The following is an 11,491-nucleotide window of genomic DNA, read 5'->3' on the forward strand; positions in this document are numbered from 1 at the left end:
CGACCGGCTTCGTCGTGAGCAACATCCACATCTCGTTCCTCGTGGACGACTTGAGCGCGCTCATGCTCGTCCTGGTCTCGTTCCTCTGCCTCCTGATCTTCGTGTACTCCCTGGGTTACATGCACGAGGAGGAGGGCAAGCCCCGGTACTACGCGGAGGTCAGCCTGTTCTCCTTGGGCATGCTGGGGACCGTGAGCGCGGACAACTTTCTCCAGCTCCTCATCTTCTGGGAGATCATGGGCCTGTGCTCGTACCTGCTCATCGGCTTCTGGTACCACAAGCCCGAGGCCGCCAAGGCGGCGAAGAAGGCCTTCCTGGTGACGCGCGTCGGGGACGTCCTGTTCCTCGTCGGCGTGCTCGTGATCTGGAACGTGTTCGGGACGGTGAACTTCCTCGACATCCAGCAGAAGATGCCCAGCCTGTGGCAGAGCGGTGTGCTCACGCCGCAGCTCCTCACTCTCATCCCCTTGCTCCTGTTCGGCGGCGCCGTGGGCAAGTCGGCCCAGTTCCCGTTGCACGCCTGGCTGCCCGACGCCATGGAGGGCCCGACCACGGTCAGCGCCCTCATCCATGCCGCCACGATGGTCAAGGCGGGCGTGTACCTGACCGCGCGGGCATTCATCTTCCTCGTCCCGCTCCAAGGCATCCTGGTCAACGGCACGGCCGTGAGCGTGACCCCGCCGTGGCTCGCGATCTACGTGATCGCCGGTATCGGGGGCTTCACGGCGATCTTTGCAGCGACGATGGCCGTGGTCAACTTCGACATCAAACGCGTGCTCGCCTTCTCCACGATCTCCCAGCTCGCGTACATGTTCCTCGGCCTCGGGGCCGGGGCGTACATCCTCAACGTGACCCTGTCGGAGGGCGCGCCCGATAGCGTCGGGTACAGCGCGGCCCTCTACCACCTGTACAACCATGCGTTCTTCAAGGCGCTCCTCTTCCTCTGCGCGGGCAGCGTGATCCATGCCGTCCACACGAACGACATGCGGCAGATGGGCGGGTTGCGGAAGCACATGCCCATCACGTCGCTGACCATGCTCTTCGGCTGCCTCGCCCTCGCGGGGATCGTGCCGTTCAGCGGGTTCTTCTCCAAGGGAGAGATCCTCTCCTCGACCTTCGAGGCGGGCACCACCAACCTCCTGTTCTTGGGCCTGTGGGTGGTGGGGACGATCACCGCGTTCCTGACCGCGTTCTACGCGTTCCGCCTCTGGTTCATGACGTTCCGCGGCGAGTACCGAGGCGAGGCCCACCCGCACGAGTCCCCGCGCACGATGACCGTCCCGTTGATCATCCTGGGCGCCTTCACGCTGATCTCCGGCCTGTCCGTGTACGCGATGGGCGGGTTCGGGAACCTGATCTTCTTCGACAAGGCCTCGTATCAGCTGCCGCTCATCGGCGTACCGATCACGGACTACGCCCTTGAAGGGATCTCCCTCGGGGCCGCGCTGGCGGGTCTCGTCCTGGCGTGGGCCGTGTACGACACGAAGCGCATCCCCGCGGAGCGCTTCACCCGCTCCCCCGGCGGCGCCTTCGTCCACAAGATGCTCTCGAACCGGTACTGGATCGACAACGTGTACGATGCGTTCGGTGCCCGGGTGTACTGGGGCTTTGCGGCGGCCTTGGACTGGTTCGACCGGCGGGTCATTGACGGCATCGTGAACGGGGTCGGGAAGGGGAGCCTCGTCACCGCGGCGGGCTCGGACTACTTCGACCGCAAGGTCGTCGACGGCGCGGTGAACCTCGTGAGCAAGGAGACCGTCCGATCGGGGCTGCGGCTGCGTCAGCGCCAGACGGGGCAGGTCCAGAGCTATGCCTGGGTGGTCGTCTTCGGCATCGCGCTCGTGATCGCGCTGATCTTCGGCATCGGCTGGTATCTCCGGCTGAGGGGGGGATGAGGTGAGCTACTGGCTGACCCTCCTCCTGGTCATCCCGTTCGTCGGGTTCGTCGTGACCTGGGCCGTGGGGACGACCCAGCGGGTCGCCAAATGGGTGGCCCTCGCGTTCAGCCTCGCCCAGCTCGTCCTGCTCACGCTCATCCTGGCGTCGTTCTGGCTCGATCTCTCGTCGATCCTTGGGCCCCGCGTGGCGGCGATCGCCCAGCCCGGATGGACGGGCGAGCCCGTCTCGTACCTGGAGCGTTCGACCTGGGTGCCGCAGGCGGGCCTGAACTACATCCTGGGCTTCGACGGGCTGAGCGTCCCGCTCGCGTGGCTGACCCCGCTCCTGACCACGCTCGCGATCGTCTTCCACTGGGACGAGGAGCACCGCCCGCGGGAGTTCTTCGCCCTCCTGCTCTTCCTCGAAATGAGCCTCACGGGCGTCTTCATGGCCCTGGACTTCTTCCTGTTCCTGATCTTCTGGGAGCTCGTCCTGATCCCCATGTTCATCCTGATCGGGATCTGGGGCGGCCCGAACCGCCGCTACGCGGCGATGAAGTTCTTCGTGTACACGCACGTCGGCTACGTGGTCATGCTCCTCTCCGTGTTCACCCTGTATTGGACGTACAGCGAGGCGGCCAATCTCGCGGTGACGGGGAGCTCCCTGCGGACGTTCGACATGACCGTGTTCCTCGAGGCGGCGCGCCGCCATGCCGTGAACGGCGCCCTCGCGTACATGCCCCTCGCGACCCAGATCCCCGTGATGCTCGGGTTCCTGTTCGGCTTCCTCGTGAAGCTGCCCTCGTTCCCGTTCCACACCTGGCTGCCGGACGCCCACGTCGAGGCGCCCACGGGCGGCTCCGTGCTCCTGGCCGGCGTCCTCCTGAAGATGGGAGGCTATGGCATCTTCCGCATCGACCTGGGGATGTTCCCGGATGCCATGCGCGACCTTTGGTGGGTCGTCGCGGTGCTCGGCATCGTCTCCATGATCTACGCCGCGTTCGTGTGCCTGCACCAGACCGATCTGAAGCGGCTCATCGCGTACAGCTCGGTAGGCCACATGGGCTTCGTGACGCTGGGCGCCGCCACGCTGACCACGATCGGCGTGGAGGGCGGCATCTTCCAGATGTTCAACCACGGCCTGATCACGGCGGTCCTGTTCATGCTCGCCGGATCCGTGAAGCACGCCACGGGCACGCGGGACATCCCGAAGCTCCAGGGCCTCGCCAAGGTGATGCCCCAGTTCTCCCTGATCCTGGCCATCGGGTTCTTCGCCTCCCTGGGCCTGCCGGGCCTCAACTCGTTCTGGTCCGAGTTCATGGTCTTCCTCGGGACGTACAGCTCCCAGTCCATGGGCGCGACGCGCGCCCTGGTGCTCGTCCCCATGGTCTCCATCGTGGTCACCGCTGCCTACTACGTGTACACGATGCAACGGATCCTGTTCGGCGAACCGCCGAAGGACTTCGAGCACGTCCACGACCTGATGCCCTGGGAGCGTCTCTCGTACGGCGTCCTCGTCGTCCTGATCTTCGCGGTAGGCCTGCTCCCGTTCGCGTTCCTGTCCGTCATCCAGACGTACACGGTCCACAGCCTCCCGTGGCTCCTGGGGGTGCCGTGAGATGGACGTCGCGTTCCCTCTCCTGACCTACATCATCTTCGTGCCCCTCGTGGGAGCCGTCCTCACCTACGCGTTCGGGTCCTCGGTCCGTGCCGCCAAGGGGATCGCCGTGGCCACGAGCCTCGTGACGCTGGGTTTGGGTTCCCTCCTCCTTGCGGGCTTCCTGATGCCCGCGGATGTCGTGCTCCGCAAGGAGACGATCGGGGGGCTGTCCTACTACGCCGGGGAGCAGCTCACCTGGGCGCAGATCACCTCCCAGCTCAGCGTGCACTACCTGGTCGGTGCGGACGAGCTCTCCGCCGTCTTGATCTTCCTGAACACGCTCCTCACGCCTCTCGCCCTGGCCTTCAGCTGGGACGAGCACCACCGTGTCCCCGAGTTCTTCGCCATGTTCCTCCTCCTCGAGTGCACGGTGAACGGGATCTTCCTCTCCCTGGACCTGTTCCAGTTCCTCGTGTTCTGGGAGGTCCAGCTGGTCCCCATGTACTTCATCATCGCGGTGTGGGGCGGCCCGCGTCGGAAGTACGCGGCCATCAAGTTCTTCATGTACACGTTCCTGGCGAGCTTGCCGCTCCTCGTGGCCGTGTTTGCCCTCGTGTTCTACACGGGCACGTTTGACATGCGGCAGATCATCGCGACGAGCTCGGTCCCCATCGGCGCGATCGGCGACCTCATGTTCGTCGCCATGCTCGTGGCCTTCGGCACGAAGCTCCCGACGTTCCCCCTGCATACGTGGCTGCCGGACGCCCACGTCGAGGCGCCCACGGGCGGCTCCGTGATCCTGGCGGGCATCCTGCTCAAGCTCGGCGGGTACGGCCTCATCCGCTTCAACGTGGAGATGATCCCGAAGGCCGCGGCGGACATGTGGTGGCTCCTGGCCGCCGTGGGCGTCGTCTCCATCCTCTACGGTGCCGTGGTCTGCCTCGTGCAGAACGACCTGAAGCGCATGGTCGCGTTCTCGAGCGTCAGCCACATGGGGTTCGTCACCCTGGGCATCGCCGCGGGCGTGTACGCGTTCTCGCACCTCCCGCCCGGCTCGCCCCTCCTGGCGGGCGCCGTGCTGGGCTTCAGCGGCGCGGTCTTCCAGCTCTTCGCGCACGGCCTCGTGTCCGCGGCCCTCTTCATGGTGTCGGGCTCCATCGGCCACAAGATCGGAACGCGGAACATCTCGGACCTCGGCGGGATCGCCAAGGTGGCCCCGCGGACCGCGACGTTCATGATGGTCTCCTTCATGGCCTCCCTGGGCCTCCCGGGCCTCGTCGGTTTCGCCGCGGAGTACGGGGTCTTCGTGGGCGTCTACGCCGCGTTCGGCCTTTGGGTCCTCGTCCCCATCCTGACCGTCGTGTTCACCGCCGCGTACTACATCTTCGCGATGCAGCGCTCCCTCTTCGGTCCCTTGAACCCGAAGTGGGAGAAGTACCCCGACATGGGGAAGCACGAGACCCTCCCCCTGTCGGTGCTTGCGGTCACGTTCGCCATCTTCGGCATCGTGCCCATCGTGATTTACCAGCTCATCACGCCCTGGGCGTTCCATCTGCTCACGGGGCTGATCTAGGGAGGGCGGAGCATGGCGAACTACCTCGTCTTCCTCCCCGAGACGATCCTGGTCGTGGTGGGCTTCGCCTCGATCGTCCTCGGCTTCGCGTGGGGGAAGAAGCCCGCGTACCTCTGGGCCCTGGCCCTCGCCGGCACGCTCGCCGCCCTCGTGATCACGCTGGACATGATGGGCCTGGGCCTGACGACCCTCCTCGGCCTCCAGCTGTGGCCGTCGCCGATCGGGACGCAGGGGGACTTCACGTCGGACCTCAAGCTCAAGGTGGACGCGTTCGCCCTCCTCTTCCACCTGGTCTTCCTCCTGATCGCCTTCCTGGCCATCCTCGCCTCCCGGGGGTTCATCCATGCGGACGAGCCGCACCAGGGCGAGTACTACGGCCTCATGCTCCTGGCCGTCGTCGGCATGATGTTCACCGCCGCGGCGATGGACCTCTTCGTCCTCTTTCTGGCCTTCGAGACCTCAAGCATGAGCACGTTCGCCCTCGTGGCGTTTCGGAAGAAGGACAAGGAGTCCACGGAAGCTGCGGTGAAGTTCTTCATCATCGGGGCCATCAGCTCCGCGATCATCCTCTTCGGGATCTCGCTGGTCTACGGAGTGGCGGGCTCCACCGCAATCGGCCCGACGCTGGATCTCACGAAGCTCCAGTACGGCCTCAACGTCGCCGTGATTCCGGGCATGGAGCCTCCCTTGATCGTCGCCCTCGTCCTCCTGGTCGCGGGCTTCGGATTCAAGGCCGCGGTGGTCCCCTTCCACATGTGGGCCCCGGACGTATACCAGGGTTCCCCGACGACGATCAGCACGTTCCTGGCTGCGGGATCCAAGATGGTCGGCGTCGTTGCGCTCATCAAGGTCTTCCTGACCGGTCTCCTCAGCGTGCAGGTGGACTGGGTCGTCGCGATCTCGGTCCTCGCTATCGCGACCATGACCCTGGGCAACGTGCTGGCGATTCCCCAACGCAGCGTGAAGCGCATGCTGGCGTACTCGAGCATCGCCCAGGTGGGCTACATCCTGATCGCGCTGCCCGTCGGCGCGGTGGCCATCAACGCACGCACGGGGAACCCCACGGTGAGCCTGGCCACGATCGCTGCGGCCACCACCGTGGCCACGGCCGCGCTCCTGGGCGCGCTCTTCCATGTCTTCACATACGCCGCGATGAAGGGCGGCGCGTTCCTCGTCGTGGCGGGCACCCAGTCCCGGGGCATCGCGGACGACATGGACGCGTATCGCGGCCTCAGCCGGAGGATGCCGTTCATGGCGCTCGCCATGACGATCTTCCTGCTGAGCCTCGCGGGCATCCCGCCCCTCGGCGGCTTCTTCAGCAAGTTCTTCCTGTTCTCGAGCGCGGTCAGCGCGATGACCTTCAGCCCCTGGTACGTCGTCCTCGCGATCGCGGGCGTTCTCAACAGCGCACTCTCCGTGTACTATTACGCGCGGGTCATCTGGTACATGTACATCCTGGAGCCCGAGGGCGACGTGGCCAAGATGACCGCCCCGCGTTCCATCTCGGCGGGGGTCCTCGTGGCCCTGGCCATTGTCCTCCTCACGGGCGTCCTCGCCTTCTGGATCTACAACTACCTGTTCATCGCCGCGCAGTCCTTCTTCGGCTTCATGTAACGGATGCGGCTGCCCCCCGCGAAGGCTTTTGTGGCCGCTCGCCCCATGACCGCTGCGGATGGCGTCGGATCCGGAGACCGGCCAGCGGGTGATCCTCCATGTGGACATGGACGCGTTCTACGCCTCCGTGGAGATCCGGGAGCACCCGGAGCTCGCGGGCAAGCCCGTGGTCGTCGGTCCGGACCCGCGCGAGGGGCACATGCGCGGCGTCGTCCTGACCGCGAGCTACGAGGCACGCCGCTTCGGTGTCCATTCCGCGATGCCCTGCGTCCAGGCCCTGCGTCTCTGTCCGGAGGCCGTCTTCGTCCTGCCCCACTTCTCCCTGTACATGACGGCGTCCCAGGAGATCATGGCGACCCTGCGACGCTACGCGGACCGACTCGAGCCCAGCGGTATCGAGGAGGGCTACCTCGACCTCACGGACCGCACGGGCGGGGATTTCCGGAAGGCCACGGACCTGGCCAAGGAGATCAAGGCCGCGGTTCGGACCGAGCACCGCCTGAGCTGCTCCGTGGGCGTCGCCCCCAGCAAGGCCGTGGCCAAGATTGCCTCCGATTTCCAGAAGCCGGACGGCCTGACCGTGGTCCCGCCGGACCAGGTGGTCGCGTTCCTCGCGCCCATCTCGCTTCGCAAGGTCTACGGGGTGGGCCCCAAGACCGCGGAACGGCTCCAGGAGATGGGATTGGAGACCATCGCCGACGTGCAGGCGCTGCCCCGGGAGGACCTCGTGGAGACCCTCGGCGGATTCGGCGAATACGTGCACGACGTCGCCTTCGGTCGCGACTCCGGGGAGGTCGTCGTGCCCACGGGACCGCCGGAGTCCATCAGCACGGAGACCACGTTCGCGCGGGATCTGCAGCTGTACGAGGAGATCTGGCCCGAGGTCGAGGACCTCGCGCGCTCCCTGCACGTCCAGCTCGTCGAGGAGCACTACGCGTACCGCACGGTCTCCCTCAAGGTGAAATTCTCCGACTTCGAAGTCCATACGCGGTCCCGCAGCCTGAAGGTCCACACGACCGAGCTCGAACCGATTCTCGTCCTCAGCCAGGTCCTCCTCAAGGAAGTCCTAGTCACCGGCCGCAAGGTGCGTCTCGTCGGCGTGCGTCTGTCGAACCTCTCGGACCGAGCCGCGCCGCAATCCACGCTCGCCCGGTGGTCAGCCGTCCCGGCGGCTAGAGGACCTTGACGTCCAGGGCGGTCTGGACGTTCGCGACCTTGTTCGCCACGGTGAAGAAGGGCGAGCCAGCGAAGAGCAAGCCCACGGCGTTTCCCTGGTAGTCCATAATGAGCGCGCCGGAATCGCCGCCCGCGCTGAACGAGCCCTTGTCGCCCTGGATGATCATCTGGTCCGTGAACAGGAAGGAACCCGCGGAATAGCCGACGCGCAGGGTGGCGCTCACGTCCCGGACCACGCCGTTCGTCACGCGGGTCGTGCGGCCGCTCTTCATCACCTTCTCCTCGAGGTCTGCCGCGCGCGTGCCGCGGACGCGGCCGATGTTCAGGATCTCCGGAGTCACGTCCCTCGCGTCGTAGGGCAGGGCGAGCGCCGCGTCCACCGTGTTCGTCTCCTCCGCCTGCACCTTGACGAACGAGGCGAGCCTCGCGATCACGTCCCTGTCCTCTTTGCCGCCGTCGTACCGCCCCGGCTGCAGGATCGGGTCGCCCTCGACGCCGCGGTTCTCGTTCGCGAGGACGTGGTTGTTGCTCAGGATCAGTGTGTCCTGCCCGCGTTTCACAAGGCAACCCAGGGTGCCCGCCGTGATCGCGTAATGGCCGATCGACAGGCCTCCCATGGCCGGCCGCACCTTCCGGTGGTAGATGGGCGGGATGGGCCGCCAGATCGAGAACTCGCCGGACTGCTCGATGTCCGTGGGCACGCCCTCGATCTCGTCCGGGATGACCTCGCCGTCCTTGACGAGGAGGGGGTGGAGCTTCTCCTTGACGTACACCTTGACCGCGACATCCTCCGTGACCACGCCGCGGACGCGCTTCCTTCCGATTCCCACGCCCACGACGTTCGGGTGGACGTTCGCCGTGACGCCTTCCGTTTCGATGCCGAGGTACTGGGCTTCGCAGACCGCCTTTGCCTCTTCGGGCCTCATCGCATCCCTCCTAGAGCGCCTTGAACGGCCCAGAGACGACGACCTCGACCGGGACGTTCTCGAGCATGCGCGGCACAGCCTTGCGGACCTTCGGGCTGTCCTTCGCGACGTACACGCGGATCACGGTCTTCCCGCCCGACCTGCCGATGCCCACGCCGACGACGCCCGGCGTCTTCATCAGTCTGGCTTCGTTGCGCTTCTTGACCTCCTCCACTGAGGTCATGCCGCCGTCATGGGAGGTCGCGGCCATAAATCCATTGAGGGCATCCCACGCGGCGAAGGCGCGCCGAGTCGCTCGGGACCTTCCCATCTCTGGGTCCGTTTCGTATATACACGTCCGTTCCCTTCGCCTCTTTCTTAGGAACACTTAAATCTAGGATTGTGGCCATCCCGCGGCATTCTCCCGAACGTCGAGACTCGGGAGGAGGGACACCATGGCCGTGTTTGACACTGGAGACGTTGCTTGGGTGCTCGCCGCAACCGGCCTCGTCATGCTGATGACGCCTGCCTTGGGCTTCTTCTACGGCGGCTTGGTGCGCCGTAAGAACCTCGTGTCCACGATCGTCCAGTGCATGATCATCTTCGCTGTCGTGAGCCTCGTGTGGGCTCTGTGGGGTTACAGCCTCGCGTTCTCCAACGACGCGGGGTTCGGTCTCATCGGGAACCTGAACAACGTCTTCCTGATCGGCATCGACGCGAACACAGCCGGGTTCTATTCGGCACTCATCCCGAGCCTCCTCTTTTTCGCCTTCCAGCTCAAGTTCGCCGCGATCACGCCCGCGCTCATCATCGGCGCGTTCGCGGAGCGAATCCGCTTCAAAGCGTTGCTCATCTTCATCATCCTCTGGGCGACGTTCATCTACGCTCCGATTGCCCACTGGGTCTGGGGCGACGGGGGCTGGCTTCGGGGACTCGGCGTCTTGGATTTCGCGGGCGGCCTCGTGGTCCATGTTTCCGCAGGGCTCTCGGCCATCGCCGCAGCGCTGGTCATCGGACGGCGCAAGGACGTCGAAGGCAACCACAACCCACGTCCGAACAACATCCCCTTCGTAATCCTCGGCGCCGCGATTCTGTGGTTCGGTTGGTTCGGATTCAACGGCGGGAGTGCCCTCGCCGCGGACAATGTGGCCATCAACGCCCTCGTCGTCACGAACCTCTCGGCCTCGGCGTCCGCGGTAACCTGGATGATGGTGGACTGGTTCCGGAACGGAAAGCCCTCCGCGGTGGGGATTTCCGTCGGAGCCGTGGCCGGCATGGTCGCCATCACTCCTGCATCGGGATACGTGGCCCCCTGGGCCAGCCTGATCATCGGCATGGGCGCGGGGATCGCCTCGAATCTCGTCTCGAACTGGCGGGCCCGAACGCATCTCGACGACTCCCTGGACGTCTTCGCGTGTCACGGGATGGGCGCCATCTGGGGCATGATTGCCACGGGACTGTTCGCCACCCTCGAAATCAACGCGGCCGGCGGGAACGGCCTGTTCTTTGGGGATCCCGGTCGGGTCGGGGTTGAGGCGCTCGGCGTGGCGGTCGTCGCGGCGTTCTCGTTCTTCGGCTCCTTCGCGCTCCTGAAGCTCATCAACCTCTTCACTCCCTTGCGCGTTAGCCCCCAGGAAGAGGAAGCCGGTCTCGATCTCAGCGAGCACGGCGAGGAAGCCTACACCTGAGCACTCGGCGCCACGAAATCCGCACGGCGGGCGTTCAGGACGCGCTCGCCGCGAGGGTGCACTGATCAGGCGAGGGGCTCGACAGCATGGAAGCGTCGCTCGCCCGGTGGCCCGGACGCGGGCGAGCGATTCGGGGTTTCCGAACGGGGGCGACTCACACGGGCGGCGCGCGGATGTAGCCGTCTTGCATCAGGGTGCGCGTCTCGTCTTGGGCCCTCTTGATCAAGGCGTACGCGGTGTCGTGGAGGTCCTGGCGGGTCCGCTTCACGCGGGCGACCCCCTGCTCCTGGGCCTTCATCGCGACCGCGACGGCCTCGCTCACAAAGACTTCGAGGTCGTCCATGGTGGGCACGATGTGCTCCTCGTCCAGGCCGCGCTCCTCCTGGAACCTCGCGAGCTCCGTGGCAGCGGCGATGCACATCTCGTCCGTGATCGTCCTCGCGCGCACGTCCAGCGTGCCGCGGAAGATGCCGGGGAAGCCCAGGCTGTTGTTGACCTGGTTGGGGAAGTCGCTGCGGCCCGTTGCGATGATCCGCGCACCGGCCTCTTGGGCCTCCCAGGGCCAGATCTCCGGGAGGGGGTTCGCGATGGCGAAGATGATCGCGTCGTCGGCCATGGAGGCGACCCATTCCTTCTTGATCATGCCCGGCTCGGACTTCGACGCCGCGATGACGACGTCAGCATCCTTCATGCCTTCGGGGATCCCGCCGTGACGGTCCTCGGCGTTCGTGATCTGGGCGAGCTCCCACTTCTCCACGTAGTCCTTCGCGGACGCCTCAAGGTCCTTGCGGTGCTTGCAGATGATTCCTTTCGAGTCGACAAGGATGAGGTTCTTCGCGCTCGCGCCCGCGTCCAAGAGGACCTTCGCCGTGCGGATGTTCGAGGCGCCTGACCCGACGAGGGTGATGCGGGCTTCGGCCATCTTCTTCCCGACCACTTTGAGGGCGTTGATCACGCCGGCCACGTTGATCGTCGCCGTCCCCTGCTGGTCGTCATGCCACACGGCGATCTCGCACTCCTTGCGGAGCCGCTGGAGGATGTAGAAGCACTTGGGCTGG

General features: G+C 65.8%; 9 protein-coding genes. 6 read left to right on the top strand and 3 right to left on the bottom strand.

Annotated features, from left to right (window positions below; genetic code table 11):
• From VEY12_10865 to dinB, 5 genes are all read left to right on the top strand, one after another.
• Positions 1-1,895 (top strand): NADH-quinone oxidoreductase subunit L (locus VEY12_10865; protein ID HYM40618.1); only part of this gene is annotated, 1,895 nt, incomplete at its 5' end.
• Position 1,896: 1 nt separating this feature from the next.
• Positions 1,897-3,495, top strand: coding sequence for an NADH-quinone oxidoreductase subunit M (locus VEY12_10870; GenBank protein ID HYM40619.1), 1,599 nt, complete (start codon positions 1,897-1,899; stop codon positions 3,493-3,495).
• 1 nt (position 3,496) lies between these two features.
• Positions 3,497-5,050 carry an NADH-quinone oxidoreductase subunit M gene (locus tag VEY12_10875; GenBank protein HYM40620.1) on the top strand — a complete coding sequence of 518 codons (1,554 nt, stop codon included), beginning with the start codon at positions 3,497-3,499 and terminating at the stop codon, positions 5,048-5,050.
• 12 nt (positions 5,051-5,062) lie between these two features.
• Positions 5,063-6,664: an NADH-quinone oxidoreductase subunit N gene (locus VEY12_10880; GenBank protein HYM40621.1), complete on the top strand. Its 1,602-nt coding sequence runs from the start codon at positions 5,063-5,065 to the stop codon at positions 6,662-6,664.
• Positions 6,665-6,722: 58 nt separating this feature from the next.
• On the top strand, positions 6,723-7,850 hold the full coding sequence (gene dinB, locus VEY12_10885) for a DNA polymerase IV (GenBank protein ID HYM40622.1): 1,128 nt from the start codon (positions 6,723-6,725) through the stop codon (positions 7,848-7,850).
• Here the strand turns inward: dinB and VEY12_10890 are convergent.
• Positions 7,837-8,766 carry a hypothetical protein gene (locus tag VEY12_10890; GenBank protein HYM40623.1) on the bottom strand — a complete coding sequence of 310 codons (930 nt, stop codon included), beginning with the start codon at positions 8,764-8,766 and terminating at the stop codon, positions 7,837-7,839. The genes dinB and VEY12_10890 overlap by 14 nt on opposite strands.
• A 10-nt stretch (positions 8,767-8,776) precedes the next feature.
• Positions 8,777-8,989 (bottom strand): hypothetical protein, encoded by a 213-nt coding sequence (locus VEY12_10895; protein ID HYM40624.1) that lies wholly within the window; start codon positions 8,987-8,989, stop codon positions 8,777-8,779.
• Between the two features lie 211 nt (positions 8,990-9,200).
• Here VEY12_10895 and VEY12_10900 point away from each other — a divergent pair, with 211 nt between their 5' ends.
• Positions 9,201-10,433: an ammonium transporter gene (locus VEY12_10900; GenBank protein ID HYM40625.1), complete on the top strand. Its 1,233-nt coding sequence runs from the start codon at positions 9,201-9,203 to the stop codon at positions 10,431-10,433.
• Positions 10,434-10,587: 154 nt separating this feature from the next.
• On the opposite strand, the gene VEY12_10905 is transcribed toward VEY12_10900, so the two are convergent.
• Positions 10,588-11,491 (bottom strand): malic enzyme-like NAD(P)-binding protein (locus tag VEY12_10905; GenBank protein HYM40626.1); only part of this gene is annotated, 904 nt, incomplete at its 5' end.

This window comes from Thermoplasmata archaeon (assembly GCA_035632695.1).
GTDB lineage: Archaea > Thermoplasmatota > Thermoplasmata > RBG-16-68-12 > RBG-16-68-12 > RBG-16-68-12.

What these genes read in the sequence shown, in the direction of transcription:
- VEY12_10875 (HYM40620.1), top strand. Translation starts at nt 3,497, where the DNA reads ATGGACGTCGCGTTCCCTCTCCTGACCTACATCATCTTCGTGCCCCTC.
- VEY12_10880 (HYM40621.1), top strand. Translation starts at nt 5,063, where the DNA reads ATGGCGAACTACCTCGTCTTCCTCCCCGAGACGATCCTGGTCGTGGTG.
- dinB (HYM40622.1), top strand. Translation starts at nt 6,723, where the DNA reads ATGGCGTCGGATCCGGAGACCGGCCAGCGGGTGATCCTCCATGTGGAC.
- VEY12_10890 (HYM40623.1), bottom strand. Translation starts at nt 8,766, where the DNA reads ATGAGGCCCGAAGAGGCAAAGGCGGTCTGCGAAGCCCAGTACCTCGGC.
- VEY12_10895 (HYM40624.1), bottom strand. Translation starts at nt 8,989, where the DNA reads ATGACCTCAGTGGAGGAGGTCAAGAAGCGCAACGAAGCCAGACTGATG.
- VEY12_10900 (HYM40625.1), top strand. Translation starts at nt 9,201, where the DNA reads ATGGCCGTGTTTGACACTGGAGACGTTGCTTGGGTGCTCGCCGCAACC.